We start from the raw sequence: 20,720 nt of genomic DNA, 5'->3' as shown, positions 1-20,720 counted from the left end.
GGCGGTTCCTCGATGAGCTCTGTGCTTTCCCCCACCGGGCCGATCAGTTGCTGACGGAGGTACCTCACTAGCTCCTCGCGTGGCGACATTCGCCCCTCCAGCTTTATCCAGTCACCCGGATGCTAACTATGCTCAGGACAGACGCTTGGCGCGAGACTTCGGTTGTCGTGAATGTCGGTGGCTTATGGCATGGTCACTGTCATGACCGTTGACACGCCGTTGGCGCGTTCGGGTGAGTCGGGCCTTTATCACGCCGTAGCGGACGTCTTGCAGCAGCTAAGAAGCGCCGCCGTGAACGGTGTTGTGTCTGCCAGAGTCTTCGAGGACGCCACTGAGCAGATGAGACTGACCCCGGAAGCGCGGAAGCGCGTCATCAAGGCGCTCGCCGAAATGGGTCTGCGGATCGTGATCCACAAGCCCACCGCAACCGATGCGCTCACCGACCGGTTGACACATGCACTGGCACTCGTGCGCCGCCACATTCCCACAGCTCCTGTCACACGTGAGCAACTGAGCCGATTCGGCCGACTGGCGGGGCTGGATACCAGTGAGGTCGTCTCACTCGCTGAGCACGCCATGAAAGCCGGGATCACCGTACTTGCCGAAAAGTCGACCACGTCGAGGTCAGAACCAGCCAGCACATCCCGACGCGAGCCCGAGCCCGGCCCCGAGCCCAGAAGATCGACGCGTGACTTCCCGAGCGCTGTCGCGGCGGCGCGGCACCTCATCAAGGATGACCGGTTCCGCGTCGATCCTAGTAAGCGTCTTCTGAGCGCAACCGAGGAGCTCGGTCTAAGCATCTTGCTACGCGGTGGCGTCGACCGCGTGGACGTCGAGCCGACCGACGAGGAGCTTTCGGCGTTGCCCGCCGACGACATCCGCAGGATTGCCCGGGACACCTTCGTCCTGCACAACACGCGTCTGGTCTACAGCATCCTCCTGGGCTACTTAGGGCAGGGGCTTGAGGAAGAAGATCTCGCCCAACACGGAACCCTCGGTCTCATCCACGCCGTGCGGAAGTTCGACCCACGAATGGGTCACAAGTTCTCGACCTACGCCACCTGGTGGATTAGGCAGTCGATCACCAGGGCGATCGCCGACGAGGGCGCGGCCATCCGCATCCCTGTCCACATGCACGAGAAGATGCGCAAAGTCGCGGCCACGGAGTCAGCGCTGCGCCAGGCTGGTAAGTCCTCCACTGCAGTCGATGTGGCGCTGGCCACAGGCCTGGACATCCGTACGGTGGACGAGGTGCGTGCGCTGAGCAAGGTCACCGACTCCCTGGACCGTATCGTCGGGGATGGAGTCCACCTGGGGGAACTATTGTCCCTGCTGGACCCCACACCGGGGCCTGAGAAGATGCTGGAAGAAATGATCTCCGAGCAGGCCGTTGAAGAGTGGCTGGCACCTCTTTCGGACAAGGAAGCCGACATCCTCCGCCGGCATCTGGGCCTCGACGGTGACGAGCCTCAAACCCTCGACCAGATCGGCAGCCACTACGGCGTGACCCGTGAGCGCATCCGGCAACTGGAAGTGAAGGCCCTGGAGCAGATCCGCAGACGACTTCCCAAGGAACTGCGCAAGCGACTTGCCCCTCACCTGCGCCTTCCCGCGCACCTTCGCAAGCGTGCGAAGAAGAAGGACCAGCCCGCAACCACGACGGTGAGTCCAAGCGACCCGCTAGAGCAGGGGAAAGCGGCAGAGCTACCCGACCAGATGAGATCCTCGTCTGCGTTTCTGACCTGGTGATCCACCGCCATTATCCACTGGCCCTCCGGGCTGGCTGGCCCGATTTGGGATGGCCGATGCCCTCTACTGCTGGGCTGGGTCGATGGTGATGCTCCAGCGGTAGAGCGGGTGAATGTCATGTGGCTCAGCGCTCCAACCACGGCCGCAGCATCGTCATCGTGGCAGAGCGAGTGTCGCGACCCTCTATGACGTGACATTAACCGAAGTATCGGTCGCCCGAAAGACGAATTACGGGCCAACAAAAAGCTCTGTCAGCTTCATCGGGCCTATGTGATCGCCCTTCATCCGCGCTGCTTCAAAGTTGCAGTTCACACACACTCCCTCACTCTGCGGCATGTCTGGAGGAATGTCCGGAAATGGGCACCTTGAAGTCACCCCTGCGGGGAGGTGCACCATTGGAATGAGTCGACAGGCATTCGTCAGAAAACGTTACCCCTACTGCCCTGGAAAGCCTTACCCAGATCCATTGCCATTGCTTTACCATTTGGGCGGACAGATCGGCTTCCGTTCAGCGGCCGGCGACACACAGCATCGACAGCGGAGTAGGCGCATGCTCATAGGCCGGTGGACCATCGTCACCGAGTCCGAGTTCGACCATGAGCGCCGCGGCCTGGAAGCCATCCGCGTGTTGTTGCCGGACGCTGACCCATGGCGGGCCTGGTCGAACTTCACCTTCACCGCGCACACCGGCCATGTACGTGAGGTTGACCTGCTGGTCGTCACCCCTGGCGGCGTGTGCATGGTCGAGCTCAAGGACTGGCACGGGAGCCTCACCACGGAGAACGGCTCCTGGGTGCAGACTGCTCCGAACGGCCGTCGTATCTCCCACGGAAATCCTCTCCACTTGGTCAACAAGAAGGCCAAGGAGCTGGCGTCGCTGCTGGGACGGCACGGCAAGCGTGTGTGGGTGTCAGCCGCGGTCTGCTTCACCGATTCCTCACTACGGGTGCGTCTGCCCGCCCACGACCAGAACGGCGTCTACACGATCAACTCGCTCGTTGAGATGCTGCAGCGACCTGCCCGCGAGGAGCGGCGGCGCATCACCGCGACCGACTCCCGGGAGATCAAGGCCTCGCTGACCCGGGTGGGTATCCGCCGCAGCGACGCTGAGTACAAGGTCGGCCCGTACCTTCTGGAACGCAAGGCCTTTGACACCGGCCCTACCTGGGCCGACTATCTGGCTCGCCACACCGAGCTGCCCGAGTCGGCGCGGGTGCGCATCTATTTGAGAGAACGCGGCTCGGATGCCTCAATCCGCGCTTCGGTGGAGAACGCAGCCCGGCGGGAGGCGGCCGTACTGCGCCGATTCCGGCATCCTGGCGCCGTACAGCTGAAGCAGTACGATCCGTCCGGGCACTCCGCCGGGCCTGCGCTGATCTTCGAGTATCATCCGGAGACGCTGCGGCTGGATGAGTATCTGGTCCAATACGGCGACAAGCTCGACATCCTCGGCAGGATGGCCCTGGTCCGGCAGCTTGCCGAGACGATGCGCTCGGCGCATTCCAGCCGCATCCATCACCGCGCTCTGGCGGCGCGCTCGGTGCACGTGATCCCGCAGAACCGGGAAGGTGGCTGGCTCACCCCGCGGCTGCAGATCTCCGACTGGCAGATCGCCGCCCAGCGCAGCGGCAGCGGGCCGTCTCAGGGCATGACGCGGTTTGCACCGACGGCGCTGTCGGCGATCCACCTGGCCGAGGGAGCCGACCCGTACCTTGCCCCAGAGCTGACGGCAGTGAGCCCAGATCCGATCGCCCTGGATGTGTACGGGCTCGGCGTGCTCACCTACCTGCTGGCGACGGGAAAGCCGCCGGCCGCGAGCCAGGCCGAGTTGCTGGCCCGGCTGGAGGCCGGCGAAGGGCTGCGCCCCAGCGCGATCGTGGATGGCCTGTCTGAGGACATCGACGAACTTGTCCAGGCCGCGACCGCCTACAAGCCCGAGCGGCGGCTGGCCACGGTCGCCGAGTTCCTGGAGATGCTGGAATGCGTCGAGGACTCGCTTACCGCCCCTGCCTCTGCCCCGGTGGATACGAAGGAGAAGGATCCGCTGGAAGCCGTCGCGGGTGACGTGTTGGCCGGTCGGTGGGAGGTGCGGCGCCGACTGGGCACCGGTTCGACGAGTCGGGCCTTCCTCGTTCGTGATCTGCGGGCCGACCCGGAGGCGCGCGGCGCTCGCGCCCTCGCCGTCCTGAAGATCGCCTTGTCGGACAGCCGCGGCGAGGTCCTCCTTCGGGAGGCCGAAGTCATGGGCCGCATCCGGCCACACTCGGGCGTCATCCGGCTGGTCGAGCCTGAGCCACTGGTGATCGGTGGTCGTACGGTTCTCGTCCTGGAGTACGTCGGCAACGAGCGCGACCTGGACGAGAGCGGGGAGGGCTCAAGCGGGACGCGTCGTCGTCAGGAGACAGTGGCCCGCCTCCTGCGCGAGAGCGGTCGGCTCCAGGTCGACCAGTTGGAAGCGTACGGCGATTACCTGTTCGGTGCGGTCGACTTCCTGGAGGGGGAAGGCGTCTGGCACCGCGACATCAAGCCGGACAACATCGCGATCCGTGTCCGCCCCAACCGCACCCGGGAGCTGGTGCTGATCGACTTCTCGCTGGCAGGCTACCCGGTGCAGGAGACAGAAGCTGGCACCGACGGCTATCTCGATCCGTTCATCGGTACGTTGACCCGCTCGGTGTACGACGCCCACGCCGAGCGGTACGCGCTCGCCATCACCCTGCATGAGATGGCCTCTGGCGAACTACCCAAATGGGGCGACGGCAAGGTACTTCCGCGCCAGACCGACCCGGAGGAGTGGCCGGTCCCAGCGATCGCCGCCGAGGCGTTCGACCCCGCGATCCGTTACGGGCTGGTCGCGTTTTTCCAGAAAGCCCTCCATCGGGACGCCGCACGGCGCTTCAGGGACCTCAAGCCGATGCGGGACGCCTGGAAGAAGATCTTCCTGGATATGGCGGAGACGGCTCCGTCCAACCCCCGAGCCTCCCGGCACCCGGCACCCGGCAAGGTAGAGGTGGCCCCCGTCATCGCCGACGCCGAGCCGGAGTCTGCCGAGCAGCAGCGTGATCGGCTCGCCGCCGAGGTGAGCCGTGAGACGCACCTGTCGGCCGCCGGCCTGACCCCGGCTGCCGAGTCGTTCCTGTACGGGCTGGGCGTGACCACGGTGGGCGAGCTGCTGGACTATAGCCAGCGCACCCTCGTCAACGCCCCTGGTCTGGGTGCCAAGACCCGCAACGAGATCCAGCGCCGCCAGCGTGAATGGGGTGAACGGCTGCGCCAGACACCCGTCTCCCCCTTCACCCCCGAGGGCCGCCGCGCCGCTAAGGAGGAGCTGGAGCGGCTCGGCACCGCGGAGTCCGCCCTGGCCAACGCCCTCGCCGAGAGTGAAGGCGCGGACGACCTCCCGCTGCGCGCCCTGCGCTCGGTCAGCCTCGACACCCTTGCCACGCTGCTGGTGCCGGAGCTGAAGAAGAACGGCGCCAACCGGAACGAGGTCGAGATGGTGCGGCTGCTGCTGCGCCTGCCCGACGAGCGAGGTGAGCTGCCCGACATCGGTGTCTGGCCAAAGCAGCGGGAAGTCGCCGACGCCCTCGGCCTCAGCCGCGGGCGCATCCCCCAGATGTTGAAGACTCAGCGGACCCGGTGGAAGAAGCTCCCGGCGCTGCAGGTGCTGCGGGAGGAGATCCTTTCGCTGCTGACCGGGCTCGGCCGGGTCGCCTCGGCTGCTGAGATCGCCGATGCGCTGGCCGTACGGCGCGGCACCCGTCTGCAGGAGCGTGAGCAGCGCCGGGCGCTCGCCCTGGCCGCCGTCCGTGCCGTGCTGGAGGTCGAGCAGCTGGTGCCGGAGGACAGCGCTTTTCGGCACGCCGCCAACCGTGAGGCCGCTGACGAGGCAATGGGCGCAGGTCTGCTGGCCCTGGAAGTCGGGGAGGACGACGCCCCCGACACCCCGTCCGCTCCCGGCCTGCTCGACTACGCCCACCGCCTGGGCCGCGTCGCCGACCGTCTCGCCAAGCTCGACACGCTGCCGACCGCGATGACCGTACTGGGTGAGCTCAGCGCGATCACCCCGCCGCCGGGCGCGATCGAGTGGGACGAGCGCCGCATGGTCGAGCTCGCCGTCGCCGCCTCTCGCAACGCCGCGGCCACGCCGCGATTGGAGATCTACCCCCGTGACCTGGCGTTGGTGCGGGCGCTGCGGCTGACGCAGGCTGGTCTGGTCCGGCTCATCCCGGGGGTGTCCGAGGAGCGGCAGCCGGGTCTGACCGCCGAGGACATTCATGAGCGGGTACGTGCCCGCTTCCCCGAGCTGACCGACATCCGGGGCGGCGGGGCCCTGACCAAGGCGCTACGGGATGCCGGTTTCGACCTCACCCTGTCGACCCGCGAAGACACCGGCACCCCGCGCTATCTACCCACCCGCATGGACATCGCCTCCAGCTACCTGACCGTGCGCGCCTGGCGGCACAGCACGGCCGACGCTGGTCTCACCCGGTACGCCGACGACCCGCAGCTCGCGGGTGCGGTGCGCGCGGAGGAGAGGCTGGGCGCTTCGGTACGGCGGGATGGGTTCCGGGTGCTGACGGTACGTACGGGCCTGACCCGGGAGGCGGTGACCGAGCTGTCCGGTGGCAGGTTCGCGACCGAGACGGTTTCGATGACTGGTCTGTTCCTGGAGGTCATGCACGAACTCGTGCCCCCGGGCACGAAGCCGACCTGGGAGACGATCATCCGGGCGGACGTGGCCGAACCCGGCTCGCGGGCGGCGCTCAAGTTGGCTGAGTACACCCGCACCGCCTGGGGGCGGATCGAGCCGCGGGTGCGCGAACTGCTGGCGACGGGTGCCGGGCCGGTGCTGCTGACGGATGCCGGGGTGTTCGCCCGCTACGACGCGATGGGCGTGCTGGACCGGCTGACGGCAGCGTCCAGGCAGGGCATCCGGGGGTTGTGGCTGTTGTGTCCGCAGGGCGATCCGGCGCGTGAGCCGAGGCTGGGCACGGTCGCGGTGCCGTACCAGGCGGGGCTGGGCGAATGGATCGTGCTGCCAGACGCGTGGGTGAGCAACGAGCACCGGGCCGCAGCCCGGCAGGAGGCGAGATGATCGACCGCAAGGCGTTGCTGGAGGACCTGAAGCAGCAGGTCAAGGCGGCCGAGGCCGACCTCGCCAAGCAGGTCAAGGCGCTGCCGGAGACCGGGGAGCGGCTACGTGCAGAGTACGACCGAGCGCGCAAGTTGGGTCGTACGGCGGCGACCTGGGCTTCCTGGCTCGACGAGCGTGTCACGCAGGTGGCGGTGGCATGGGTGCTAGGCACGGTCTTCGTCCGCTTCTGCGAGGACAACCGGCTGATCCCGGAGCCGTACCTGACCGCTGCCGACACCGAGCGACGTGACCTGGCGCAGGCGCGGTACGAGGCGTATGTCGAGGACGATGCCGATCCAACCTATCGAGGCTGGTTGGAACGTGCCTTCGGGGAGTTGGGGGAGGGGCAGGCCGGGCGGCTGCTGTTCGACCGGGCGCACAATCCGCTCTTCCAGATCCCACTCTCGCACGATGGCGCGCGGGTGCTGGTGGAGTTCTGGCGGGAGCGTGATGGGGCAGGCGCGCTCATGCACGACTTCACCGACCCGCTCGACGACGGTGGCACCCGGGGGTGGGACACCCGTTTTCTCGGTGACCTGTACCAGGACCTGTCGGAGGCAGCGCGCAAGACCTATGCGCTGCTGCAGACGCCGGAGTTCGTGGAGGAGTTCATCCTCGACCGGACGATGGATCCGGCGGTGCGGGAGTTCGGCTTCGAGGAACTGAAAATGATCGACCCGACCTGCGGGTCGGGGCACTTCGTGCTGGGCGCCTTCCGGCGGCTGGTTCGTCTCTGGGGTGAGCGCCGGCCCGATGCTGATCGGTATGAGCGGGTGAAGGGGGCGCTGGATTCTGTCCACGGGGTGGACGTGAATCCGTTCGCGGTGGCGATCGCCCGGTTCCGGTTGCTGGTGGCTGCAATGGCGGCGGCGGGCGTAACGACGATGGAGAAAGCGGCGAAATATGAGTGGCCGATTCATCTGGCGATTGGCGATTCCCTCATTAAGGAGCGGCAGCTCGAACTTCCTCTAGGTGAGGAGGCGCCACGCGACCCGCTCGCGGAGTTCGCCTATGCCTTCGAGGATGTACACGAACACCCTGGCATTCTGCAGGAGGGCCGCTACCACGTGGTGGTTGGCAATCCGCCGTACATTACGGTTAAGGACAAAAAACTGAACGAGGTGTATCGGAGGCTGTACAGCGTATGCGCGGGAACCTACGCACTATCAGTGCCGTTCGCTCAACGCTTCTTTGAGCTGGCTAAGCGGGGTGATGCCGGCGACAGGCGTGGCTATGGCATGGTCGGTCAGATAACAGCAAATTCTTTCATGAAGCGAGAGTTCGGCGAAAAGCTAGTCGAGGACTTCTTTGCACACAAGGTTGAATTGACTGAGGTTATCGACACCTCGGGGGCGTATATCCCTGGACATGGGACGCCGACGGTCATTCTCGTTGGCACACACCGTTCTGGTGGCGAGCGTTCTGAAACCGTACGGACGGTACGAAGCGTTCAGGGTGAGCCTTCCGCGCCGGAGAACGCTGAGAACGGTCTGGTTTGGAGAGCAATTGTTGATCAGATTGACAGGATTGGATCTCTCGGCCAGTGGGTCTCGGTAGGCGACCTGGAGCGGAAGCGTTATTTCAGCAAGCAGCCCTGGATTCTGGCTGATGGAGGGCTGGAAATGGTGGAGCAGATTCACCACGCTGCGGGCAGCCTCTTGAAGGATCACGTGGATAGCGTCGGGCGTACTACCTCGACGGGAGCAGACGACATCTTCTTCTGGCCAAATAAAGAAGCAGCTGCTCGCTATGGGTGCTCCGAACGAGTGCGTCCCATGGTTGTGGGCGATTCGGTTAGAGACTTCAGCTTCGGCGCTCTTATTCAGGTCTGCAACCCGTACGTCGATCACAAGAACTCCAAACTCTTGCCGGATACTGACGATCTCATTGCCAAGCATCTGTGGCGTGACCGAACTCGTCTACGCCAGAGGATGATCTTCGGCAAAACGCTTACGGAGAATGGGAGGCCTTGGTATGTACACTTGGAAAACTACCCCAGCAAGCTGGGAAGCGATCTAGGTATTGGCTTTGCATTTGTAGCGACGCATAACCACTTCGTTTTTGGCCGCGAAGGGTACCTCTTCAACCGTTCCTCTCCGGTGGTGAAGTTGCGAGAGGGGGCGAGCGAAACAGAGCATTTAAGATTGCTCGGTCTGCTCAACAGCTCAACTTCCTGTTTCTGGCTCAAGATGGTGAGCCATGATAAAGGAATCCGTGGCGAAGGAGGCGGCTTCACTAGCGATGACTGGGAGCGGTTCTACGAATTCAGCGGTACCAAGCTCCAGGAGTTTCCACTCTCTGCAGAATATCCTACTGTTCTCGCCACAGCCTTAGACCGGCTCGCGCAAAACCTCGCTGATGTGAATCCCATGGCCATCGCGAGAGTCGTGCCTACGGCCGCCGCCCTCCGCGAAGGCAAGGCTAGGTGGCAGTCCATCCGGGCGCGGATGATCGCCCTCCAGGAAGAATTGGATTGGAAGGTCTACTCCCTCTACAACTTGTACCCCGAGGACCTCCGCACCTCCGGCGAGGCCGACATCCCTGAACTCGCCCTCGGAGAACGAGCCTTCGAGATCGTCCTTGCCCAGAAGGTGGCTCAGGGGGAGACATCTGGGGAGTGGTTCAAGCGGCATGGGTCCACGCCGATTACGGAGATTCCGGAGCGGTGGCCTGAGGCGTACAAGCAGATCGTGCAGCGGCGGATCGAGGCGATCGAGTCGTCGCGGGCGATTGGGATGATCGAGCGGCCCGAGTACAAGCGGCGCTGGGCCACCGAGGGGTGGGATGCGCTGCAGGAGAAGGCGTTGCGGTCCTGGCTGCTGGATCGGATCGAGAGGCGGGAGCACTGGTACGACGAGAACGGCCAGCCCACTATCGTCACGCTGGCGCGGCTGGTCGATGGTCTCTCGCGGGATGAGGACTTCGTTTCCGTCGCCGGGCTCTACGCCCCTCGCCGGGAGTTGATGGCTGTCGTCGCCGACCTGCTTGCCGATGAGCATGTGCCGTTCTTGGCCGCGCTGCGCTACAAGCCGTCAGGGTTGAAGAAGCGCGCCGACTGGGAGCATGTGTGGGACCTGCAGCGGCAGGAGGATGCCGCCCTCGACGAGCCGGCCAAGAAGAGGATCCGGGACTCGATCCCGGTGCCGCCGAAGTACGCCTCGGCCGACTTCGCCAAGCCGTCCTACTGGCGGGCGAGGGGCAAGCTCGACGTGCCCAAGGAGCGGTTCATCTCGTACTCGATCCCCGGTCTGTACGGCTGGGCGGGCTGGGACCATCGTGAGCAGGCGCAGGCGCTGGCCACGTACTTCACTAACCAGCCCATGACCACCGAGGACATCACACCGTTCCTCGCTGGCCTGCTGGAGCTACAGCCGTGGCTGTGGCAGTGGCACGACGAACCTGACGCGATGTACAGCGGCTCCCCGGCCGGCTTCTTCGCGGGTTACCGGCAGCAAATCCAGGAGGAGCACGGCCTGACCGACGACGCCCTGCGTAACTGGCGGCCGACCGCGCCGGCCCGCGGGCGCCGTACGACCAAGAAGTAGGGAGAGCGAGACAAGGCTATGACAGAGCAGCCCCTCCTGAAGGATGTCATCGACATCAAGGAGTCGATCTCCACTTCGGACTTCGTGCTGAGCCTCGCCGAGGCGGTGACACCCGAGGGGGCTGAGCATGCCCTGAAGGACTACGTCGTCACCGAGCGGCTGCTGGAGAACTTCGAAGAGGCGCTCGGACTGATCAAGTCCGCTCTCGACGGGCACACCTCGAAGGCCGCCTACCTGCACGGCTCGTTCGGCTCCGGTAAGTCGCACTTCATGGCCGTGCTGTACGCGCTGCTCAGCGGGAACCAGGCAGCCCGCGCGCGCGACGAGTTCGATCACGTGCTGGCCAAGCACGAGTGGCTGGACACCGACGGCAAGCGGTTCCTGCTGGTGCCGTACCACATGCTCGGCGCAAAGGCGCTGGAGCAGCGGGTGCTGGGCGGGTACGTCAGCCACGTCAAGCGGCTGCACCCGGAGGCGCCGACCCCGCAGGTGTACCGGACGGATGCCCTGTTCGCCAACATACGGGCCATCCGGGAGAGCATGGGTGACGCGGCGGTCATCGGTGGGCTCGGGTACAGCGGTGAGGAGGCGGACGAGTACGACGAGTGGGGCGAGTCGTTCGCCTGGACGTCCGCGCTGCTGGACCAGGCGCTGGCCGCCGAGGAGTCGCATGACGGCGGCGCGCCGCTGGATCTTGTACACCCATCCACCCCGGCCGAGCTGCGGGCCAAGCTTGTGCACGACGCGAGCACCTACCTGCTGCCCGGCTTCGCCATGAACGCCGCCGAGGACGAGCACGGGTTCGTCTCCCTCGATGCAGGCCTGTCCGTTATCGCCGAGCACGCCAAGTCGCTCGGCTACGACGGCCTGATCCTCTTCATGGACGAGCTGATCCTGTGGCTCGCCACGCTTATCCACGACCAGAAGTTCGTGGCCCGCGAAGCCAGCAAGATCACAAACTTCGTGGAGGGTGGGGATGCCCGGCGAGCCATCCCTATCGTGTCGTTCATCGCCCGCCAGCGCGACCTGCGCGAGCTGGTCGGAGAGGAGGTGTCGGGTGCGGCCGAGGCGTCGATCCAGGACACGCTGAACCTCGCCTCGGGCCGGTTCGACAAGATCACGCTGGAGGATCGGAACCTTCCGCAGATCGCGTACGCCCGCCTGCTGAAGCCGAAGGAGGGCAAGAAGGAGCTGGTCGACGCGGCGTTCGAGCGGACCAAGCGGATCGGCCCGCAGGTGTGGGACACGCTGCTCGGCTCGGACAAGGGGACGACGGGGGCGGATGAGGAGTCGTTCCGACTGACGTATCCCTTCTCGCCCGCCTTCATGGACACGCTGGTGCACATCTCCTCGGCGCTGCAGCGCTCGCGCACCGGCCTGAAGCTGATGGGGCAGCTATTGGCAGCCCGCCGGGATGATCTGCGGCTGGGGGACCTGGTCCCCGTGGGGGACCTGTATTCGTTGATCGCCGACGGCGGTGACAAACCATTCGTCGACAGCCTCAAGGTGGTCTTCGAGGCGGCCGACAAGCTGTACAGGACCAAGCTGCGGCCATACCTGCTGACCTCGTACGACGTCAACGAGGACGACGTCGAGCGGTACATGCACCGCCCGGACAGCGTCACCGACCCCGCCCTGACCCAGCGCTGCAGGTCGTTCGTCGGCGACAACCGGCTGATCTGCACACTGCTGCTGTCAGCGCTCGCGCCAAGCGTGCCCGCCCTCAGCGACCTGACGAACCGCCGGCTCGGCGCGCTCAACCACGGCTCGGTGTCGGCGCCGATTCCGGGCAGCGAGGTCGGCATCATCAAGAACAAGGTGGCCGAGTGGGCCGCGCGCTTCCCCGAGATCAAGGAGACCGGCACCGGCGCCAACGCGGGGGTGCGGCTGGAACTGTCCGGCGTCGACGTCGATTCGGTCATCGCCAACGCGACCGTCAACGACAACCCTGGCAACCGGATGGCGCTCGCCAAGCGGCTGCTCGCCGAGGAACTGGGCATGGAGCGCGCCGAGGGACGGCTCGGCGCTGACGACCTGAACCTCGTCTGGCGTGGATCCGGCCGCACAGTGGAAATCATCTTCGGCAACATCGCCGACGAGGACGAACTGCCCGACCACGAACTGCAACCTCAGTTCGAAGGCCGCTGGCGGATCATCGTCGATTTGCCGTTCGACGAGGGAACCTATGGTCCCGTCGACGATGTCAACCGCATGCATCGCCTGCGCGAGCGGCAGGGCGAGCCCGCTGCCACGGTCGCGTGGATTCCCGCGCACCTGTCCGCCCAGCGGTTCGCCGATTTCCGCAGGCTCGTCATCATCGACAAGGCGCTCGCCGACGACAACCGGTTCGCCACCCAGTACGCCGCCCATCTCAACGCCGACAACCGGGCACGCGCCAAGGGCCTGCTAGAGACGCAACTCGGGGCCCTGCTCAAGCAGGTGAAGACGGCTTTCAAGCAAGCGTATGGGCTGGCGGACAAGAAGGCATCCGATGTCGAGCTGGGCTTCGAAGACCACCTCGTGGCACTGCCCGACATCAGCGGGCTGACCATCTCCTTTGCCAAGCCCATGCGGGAAGCCATCAGGGACATCGCGGGCAAACTGCTCGCTCACCAGTTCCCCGCCCACCCCGACCTCGACAAGGATGGCGTCGGCATCGCGGTGAAGCCTGCCGATGCCAGAACGATCTTCGCTCATATAAGAACGGCTGCCGAGGCGCGCGACGGGCGGGTCGAGGTGCCAGAGAAGGATCGCAAGCTGATGCGCCGGGTGGCTGAGCAGCTGGAGCTTGGACAGCAGAAGGAAGCGTACTTCGCGCTGTCCAACCGCTGGGCCGACCACTTCCGGCGGATGGCGCAGACCGACGGCGAAACCGGAGACCTCAGCCTCATCACTCTCCTCGGCTGGACGGATCGGCCGGAGAGGCGCGGGCTGGAGCCGTTCCTCGCCAACCTGGTCGTCGCCGCGTTCGCGGAGATGGATGACCGGGTCTGGGTACGTGGTGGAGTCCCGCTAGACCCGGCGCCCGAGTTGTCCCAGATCAAGTCAGGGGACGCGCTGCGCAGTCAGCCGCTGCCGAGCGAGGAAGACTGGGACGAGGCCCGGCGCCGATACGAGACCATTTTCGGGCGCAAGGCGCCGGCGCTGCGGCGGGGCCGCATGGTGAATCAGTTCGCCCGGCAGATCATAGGGAGCGCTCGCGCATCCCAGGAGCAGGTGGCGGAGCTGGTGCGACGGTTGGAGGCGCATGCAGGCTTTCTCGCCCTGGACGAGACAGACGAGAAGGGGCGTCTCGCGCTCGCTCGCCGCTCCCGTGACCTGCTGAAGGCGGTAGCGGCGATGAGCGGGCCGAAGCGGGTCGTCGAGACACTTGCCCGTTTCAATCTTGGGGACGTGAGCGCCGACCGCTACGGCACCTGCATCAAGCGGGCGCACGATGTCGCGCAGGCGCTGGCCGGGGCGGCCTGGGACACACTGGAGCTCGCCGAGGGGCAGGGCGCCGAGGGACAGGCGCTGCTGCAGTCCCTGCGTGGGGTGGCTCAGGCTGACCAACTGACGGCTGACCTGGTCAGCGCTCTGGAGCAGACCCGCCGCGAAGTCACCGCACTGGTCAAGCGGAACCAACCTCCTGTCCCGCGCCCGCCCGTGCCGGCGGAGCGCATAGCAGGAGATATGGATTTGGACACGTCGTCGAGTCATCCACGCGTGCCCGACACCCACCGCACCCCCGATTCCAAGGCCGGCATCGGGACAGCAGGAGGGACGAAGCGCACTACAGCGGCCAAGGCTGTCGCCGATATGGAGGCGGAGCTGGCCGGGCTGGTGGCGCAGAATCCCAGCGCCACCATTGAGATCACCTGGCGGATCGTGGACTGATGCCTACGACAATCACGGGCGCGATGCGATTGACTGCCGCGACCATCACCCAGTTCCTGTCCTCTCAGAAGTCCCTCAAGGGTGGCGAACGGCGACGGGTCGTGCTGTTGCGCTCTGCGCCCTACTGGGACGGCCCTGCGGAGCTGTCCTGGGGCGAGGAACAGCACGCGCGGATCATGGCGGCCCCTTCGCCGCTGGCAGTACACGAGCTGGTGCTCGACCACCTGGCTGCCGACGCTGGTGGGCCGGCGGTCCTGGTGGTGCTGACCGACCGCGAACAGAACGAGCTCGACCCGGCCATCCTGGCTCGTACGCACAAACAGCGCATCGAGATCGTGGACGGCTGGGACGTCGTCCGGGAGGCGTTCGGAGCCGAGCAAGTCGACCCGCGGCTCAAGGCCGATGGCTGGGCCGCAGAAGCGCTCCTCGACGCCACTCCGCCGGGTGGCTGGCCCCCGCTGGCCGGCGGCCTACTGTCACGCCGTACAGCACTCTCGGCACTCGCATTGCGTCGTCTGCGCCTGGGCCGCTACGACATCGACGAGCCAAGCCGACTACAAGACGGACTCGACACCCACACCCTGCTGCGCTGGTCGCTCACCCCTGGTGGAGCGGAGCGGCTGTTGGCTCTACGCCGCCCAGAACGCGCCGGACTGATGGCGTTCCTCGCCGAGGACGACCAGGGAGGGCTTGCCACCCGGGCTCTCCTTGCGCTGGCGGAGGCCGAGCACGGAGCCGATGCTGTGCCGTTCGGGCTGGTGTGCGCGACGCTCTGGCTGCACGCCCAGACCGATGCGGAAACCTACCGGGTGCGCGGACGGGCAGAACGGTGGTTCGGTGACGAGCCACCCGCCATCGGCGAGGCCTTTGATGCACTGGTGACCGCATTCGGACGGTCATGCGAGGAGTACGTGACCGCACTGCTGGAGGCAGGCTGCAACGGCGGGGATGAGGACACAGCACGCGAAGCACGGCGGATCACCGGCACGGTGCTGGACCGGGCCGAGGCCCTGGCCCGGCAGCTTGGCGCCGATGTGACCTGCAGTCCGGTATTGGCGGGTGGACTGGAGGCCCGGTTCGCGCAGGTCGGGCGAGCGTTGTCGGGAGAGAGACCGGAGGCGGTCACGCAGGCTGTTCAGGCGCTGGACGGCCACCATATGGCGGCCGATCCGGACGTAAGGGTCCGAATCGAACGGGCTCGTATGGGACAGCGGCTCGCCCGCTGGCTTGCGACCGGTCCGGCCGCAGCCGCTGACACGGTCGCATCGGCGATCGAACGTCACCTCGCCGAGATTGGTTGGGTGGACCAGGCCCTGGAGCACATCGAAGCAGGCGGCGACCCCAACTCCGTGCTCAAGATGGCCTACGACTCGCTCGGTGCCCAGGTACGCGACCGCCGACGTGAAATCGATCAGGCCTTCGCGCGGACACTCGCCACGTGGACAGCGGCAGGCACCGACCCTGGCTCGATGCTGACTGTGGAGACTTTCCTCGTACGGGTCGTGAAGCCGATCGCTACCGCTAAAGCCGGGCGGCGCCTTCTGCTGCTAGTCCTAGACGGAATGAGTGCGGCGATCGCCACCGAGTTGGGGGAGGAGCTGCGCCGGCACTGGGCCGAGTACGATCCAGTACCCGATCTAGCAGACCGCCCGCCGCGACGGCGCGCCATGGCCGCCGCCCTGCCGACACTGACCGCGGTCTCCCGCACGTCGCTGTTCGCTGGGAAACTGGTGAAGGGCACGCAGACCGATGAGAAGCGGATCTTCCCCACGCATCGGTTCTGGGGAGGGGCCCGGGCTGCCGTCTTCCACAAGGACGATCTGCGGGGCGAGAACGCCGGCGACCCGTTCGGACCAGATCTGACCGAGGCCCTCGCTGACGAGCACACCCACGTAGCGGTCGTGCTGAACACCATTGACGACCGGCTCGCCAAGGAGCAGAAGCTCGGCGACGGAGCATGGCGCCTTGACCAGATCGGGAAACTGCGAGACCTGCTACGTGTGGCCGCGGCCCAGGGTATGGCAGTGATCCTTACCAGCGATCACGGGCACGTCGTGGACCGCCACGGAGTAAAGGTCGACGGCGATGGCATCGCATCCGCCAGGCACCGCACCCCCGGTGATCCATTGGGGGAGACCGAGATCGAGCTGTCCGGGCCGCGGGTGGTGTGGCCGGAGCCAGGCGCCAACATTGTGGCGTTGTGGGACACGGACTCTCGATACACAGCGCAAAAGGCCGGCTATCATGGCGGCGCCTCACCCGCCGAGGTCACCATCCCCGTCCTGGCATTCCTGCCCTTCGGAGCAGAGCCGCCCAAGGGATGGCGTGAGCTAGGTGACCAGCGCCCAGCTTGGTGGTCCGCGAAGACGGAGCCTGCCCGCCTCGTCACCCCGGCCCCTGTGCCCGCGACCGAGCCGAAGCGGCGCGCCAAGCCGTCGAAGGCGGCGCGGGCGCAGGCCGAGATGGGGGACGCGCTCTTCGATGTGGTTCTGGCGCCTGGAGGCGACGACGCCCTTCTCTCCCCGCGCCTGACCTCACCCGACGACGTCCTGGTCAACGCCCTGCTGGAATCGGAAATCTTCCAGGCACAGGTAGGGTTACTGGCTCGCAAGCCTCCCCTGGACAAGATCGGCAAAGCGGTGCTGGCCATGCTCGACACCGGGGCTCTCCCGATCACGGCGTTGGCCCAACGCGTCGGCTACCCGGCCGCCCGAGCCGACGGGTTCGCCGCCGTGCTGCGCCAACTCCTCAACTATGACGGAGTGCAGGTCCTGGAGACTCTCCCCGATGGACGCACCCTGCGGTTGAACACGGGACTGCTGCGCGACCAGTTCGAGCTGGCATGACGAGCACGATGGGAGACTGGCAGGCGTGAACACTGCTCGGCCGTCCCCTTCCGCTCAGGTCAGTACGGTGCGTCGCCGTGCCGTAATCGATGCGCTGCGGCGCGGTGCCGTACCCGAGAGCGGGCTCGATCTGCTCGCCACCGGCCTCGAGAGGTTCGAATCGGCACTGGACGCCGAACTGGACGGGGTCGCTTCCGGTGGGTCGGTGTTCAAGGCTGTGCGGGGAGAGTACGGAACCGGTAAGACGTTCTTCGCCCGGTGGCTTGGGGAGCAGGCGAAACGCCGGAACTTTGCCGTTTCGGAGATCCAGATATCGGAGGCCGAGACGCCCCTGCACCGGCTGGAGACTGTCTACCGGCGACTGACGGAACGACTCACCACTGCCAGTTTTCCACCAAGCGCACTGCGGTCGGTGGTGGATGCGTGGTTCTACGCGCTGGAGGAGGACGCCCTCGCCGATGGAGCGGACGAGGGTGACCTAACCGCGGAGGTGGAGAAGCTGCTGGTCGCCCGGCTCACTGAGGTGTCGCGGCATGCGCCGTCGTTCGCCGCGGCGCTGCGCGGTTACCGGGCCGCGCTCGCGGCACGCGATGAGGCGACCGCCGCCGCGGTGCTGGCCTGGCTCGGCGGGCAGCCACATGTCGCCGCCGCCGCACGCCGGTTCGCGGGCGTGCGCGGCGACCTCGACCATTTCGGGGCACTCGGCTTCCTGCAGGGGCTCCTGACGGTGCTGCGCGACTCCGGACATCCCGGGCTCCTCGTCGTGCTGGACGAAGTTGAGACCCTGCAGCGGGTGCGGGCCGACGCACGTGATAAGGCACTCAACGCGCTGCGGCAGCTTATCGACGAGGTGCACTCAGGCCGCTTCCCCGGGCTGTATCTACTGATCACCGGTACTCCAGCGTTCTACGACGGGCAACAGGGAGTGCAGCGCCTAGCGCCGTTGGCCCAGCGGCTGGCGACCGACTTCACCACCGATCCCCGTTTCGACAACCCGCGCGCAGTCCAACTCCGGCTTCCCGGCTTCACCTCCGACTCACTGATAGACCTAGGAGTGACGGTCCGCGATCTCTACGCCGCCGGAGCCGATGCTCCCGAAAGGGTCAAGGAGTTCGTAACCGACGCGTACATCGCTGACCTGGCGCAGGCGGTCGGCGGGGCGCTTGGCGGCAAGGTCGGTGTGGCTCCCCGGCTGTTCCTGAAAAAGCTCGTCGGCGACGTGCTTGATCGCGTCGACCAGTTCGAGGACTTCGATCCCCGGCGGCACTACAAGCTGACCGTGCGGAGCGACGAGCTCACCGACACCGAACGAAATCTCGCCGCCTCAGCCGACGACGTCGATCTGGACCTGTGATGACGTCCGGCAGCGAGCCTGGTGATTGGCTGGACCGTCTTCACCCAGTCGTTCTGCACCACATCGTGAACACTCTCGGGTGGCCCAATCTACGCTCGCTGCAGCGAGCAGCAATCGCACCCCTCATGGATGGCGAGGACGCCATCCTGCTGGCCCCAACCGCGGGAGGCAAAACCGAGGCAGCCTGTTTCCCGCTGCTGTCAGCAATGGAGCAACGGCGCTGGATCGGCACGTCGGTGCTCTATCTGTGCCCGCTCAAGGCGCTGCTCAACAACCTCCTGCCGCGCATCGACTCCTACGCTCAGTGGCTCGGGCGCCGTGCCGCACTCTGGCATGGCGACATCCGGGAGTCACAGCGCCGGCGAATCCGCACCGATCCACCCGACATCCTGCTCACCACGCCCGAATCGCTCGAAGCGATGCTGATCGGCGTGAAGACCGACCACGGACAACTGTTGGGCCGCGTCCGGGCAGTGGTCGTCGATGAGGTGCACGCCTTCGCCGGCGACGATCGCGGCTGGCACCTGCTGGCCGTGCTGGAACGGCTGGAGCGTGTGACCAGTCATCCCCTTCAGCGGATCGGCTTGTCGGCGACCGTGGGGAATCCGCAGCGGCTGCTTGAATGGCTACAAGGGGCCGACGCTGGCAAGCGGACCGGCCAGGTGGTGGCGCCTGGTCTTCCGAGTTCGATTACGACCAGCTCCGAGACTTCTTTCCTAGACGGCTCTCGCCCGATGGGTCTCCACCCAGCGGGTGACGTCGAACTCGACTATGTCGGCTCGCTGGACAACGCCGCGAAACTGATCGCGGCACTGCACCGAGGCGAGAAGCGGTTGGTGTTCTGCGACTCGCGGCGGCAAGTAGAGCAGTTGGGCGCGGCCCTGCGCGCCCGCGAGGTGAATGTTTTCCTATCCCATGCCTCACTGTCCGCAGAGGAGCGTGCCCGATCGGAGCGAGCTTTCGCGGAGGCCCGCGATTGCGTCATCGTCTCTACTTCAACGCTCGAACTCGGTATCGACGTCGGTGACCTGGACCGAGTAATCCAGATTGATGCGCCCAGCACCGTTGCATCCTTCCTGCAGCGCCTCGGTCGCACTGGCCGGCGGGCTGGCACTGTGCGCAACTGCCTGTTTCTCGCGACGAGGAAAGAGTCGCTGCTCCAGGCCGCCGGACTGCTTCTCTTGTGGGGGCGAGGCTGGGTCGAACCGGTGACTGCGCCGCCGGAACCGCGGCATCTGGTAGCGCAACAACTGCTCGCCGTCACCCTCCAGCAGCACCGCATCGGCAACCGGGTGTGGGAGAGGGAGTGGAACGGCCTGGTCCCCTTCGACCGCTCAGCGGCTCCGATCGTACGGTACATGGTCGAGAAAGGGTTCCTTGACGAGGACGACGGGATGCTGTTCGTCGGGCCCGAGGCCGAAAAGCGCTTCGGACGGCGCAATTTCATCGAGTTGACCGCCTCCTTCACCGCACCACCGCAGTTCACCGTGCTGGCCGGACGCCAGGAGATCGGGCAGACCGACCCCTCGGTACTCACGGAGGAGAGAACGGGACCTCGCCTGCTGCTGCTCGGCGGCCGGAGCTGGCGGGTGACCTTCATTGACTGGGCTCGCAGGCGGGCCTTCGTCGAGCCCGCCGACCGCGGCGGTGTCGCTAAATGGACGAGCGGCGGCATCGCTGGTCTGTCCTACGCACTGACGCGGGCCATGCGGGAGGTCCTGCTCGGCACGGATCCTACGGTCTCCCTGACCCGGCGAGCTCAGGCAAGACTTACTGAATGGCGTGAGGAGGAGGCGCCCAGCATCGTGCACCCGGCAGGGAATCTGATCAGCCGGGCAGGTGACGACGTGCGATGGTGGACCTGGGCCGGGTACCGCGCCAACGCGACGCTCGCCGCCACGCTGCCGTCGATCGCCGACCCGGTGCAGCGGCCGACGGACTTCTCCGTACGGCTGCGCGAGGACTTGACACCTGAGATGTGGCGAGAGGCTCGTAGCAGCGTAGGCAACGGGGAGATCCTGGTACTGCCGGACGTCGACCGTCGTGCGGCCAGTGGCCTGAAGTTCTCCGTAGTGCTACCGGAACGGCTGGCGATAGCGACAATGGCAGCTCGGATGGCCGATCTCGACGGAGCCCGCGCCGTGCTGACCGAGCCGGTTCGCCTGCAGCTCGGGTATCCCACTGGCGGTGTCGGCTGAATAGGCGTGAGGTCG

The 20,720-nt window shown here is 66.2% G+C and carries 7 protein-coding genes; all 7 read left to right on the top strand.

The genetic code is table 11. From position 1 onward, the window contains the following. Positions 1 to 201: 201 nt before the first annotated feature. Complete coding sequence (locus ABGB18_RS44655) at positions 202 to 1,749, top strand: sigma-70 family RNA polymerase sigma factor (protein ID WP_347701779.1); 1,548 nt, start codon at positions 202 to 204, stop codon at positions 1,747 to 1,749. A 550-nt stretch (positions 1,750 to 2,299) separates the two neighbouring features. Next, on the top strand, positions 2,300 to 6,847 hold the full coding sequence (gene pglW / locus ABGB18_RS44650; RefSeq protein ID WP_347701778.1) for a BREX system serine/threonine kinase PglW: 4,548 nt from the start codon (positions 2,300 to 2,302) through the stop codon (positions 6,845 to 6,847). Beyond that, positions 6,844 to 10,431 carry a BREX-2 system adenine-specific DNA-methyltransferase PglX gene (gene pglX / locus ABGB18_RS44645; protein ID WP_347701777.1) on the top strand — a complete coding sequence of 1,196 codons (3,588 nt, stop codon included), beginning with the start codon at positions 6,844 to 6,846 and terminating at the stop codon, positions 10,429 to 10,431. Before pglW ends, pglX begins: the two co-directional genes overlap by 4 nt. A gap of 18 nt (positions 10,432 to 10,449) precedes the next feature. Further along, on the top strand, positions 10,450 to 14,307 hold the full coding sequence (locus tag ABGB18_RS44640; protein ID WP_347701776.1) for a hypothetical protein: 3,858 nt from the start codon (positions 10,450 to 10,452) through the stop codon (positions 14,305 to 14,307). Then, positions 14,307 to 17,153: a BREX-2 system phosphatase PglZ gene (pglZ, locus tag ABGB18_RS44635; protein WP_347701775.1), complete on the top strand. Its 2,847-nt coding sequence runs from the start codon at positions 14,307 to 14,309 to the stop codon at positions 17,151 to 17,153. Before ABGB18_RS44640 ends, pglZ begins: the two co-directional genes overlap by 1 nt. Before the next feature lie 25 nt (positions 17,154 to 17,178). Then, the gene (gene brxD / locus ABGB18_RS44630; protein WP_347701774.1) at positions 17,179 to 18,507 is read left to right on the top strand and encodes a BREX system ATP-binding protein BrxD; all 1,329 of its coding nucleotides are present in this window, start codon (positions 17,179 to 17,181) and stop codon (positions 18,505 to 18,507) included. Beyond that, the gene (locus ABGB18_RS44625; protein WP_347701773.1) at positions 18,507 to 20,705 is read left to right on the top strand and encodes a DEAD/DEAH box helicase; all 2,199 of its coding nucleotides are present in this window, start codon (positions 18,507 to 18,509) and stop codon (positions 20,703 to 20,705) included. Before brxD ends, ABGB18_RS44625 begins: the two co-directional genes overlap by 1 nt. Positions 20,706 to 20,720 lie beyond the last annotated feature (15 nt).

Source organism: Nonomuraea sp. B12E4 (assembly GCF_039871825.1).
In the GTDB taxonomy this organism is placed as follows: domain Bacteria; phylum Actinomycetota; class Actinomycetes; order Streptosporangiales; family Streptosporangiaceae; genus Nonomuraea.
The sequence above is the reverse complement of the archived record's forward strand: the minus strand, read 5'-3'. Positions and strand labels throughout refer to the sequence as shown.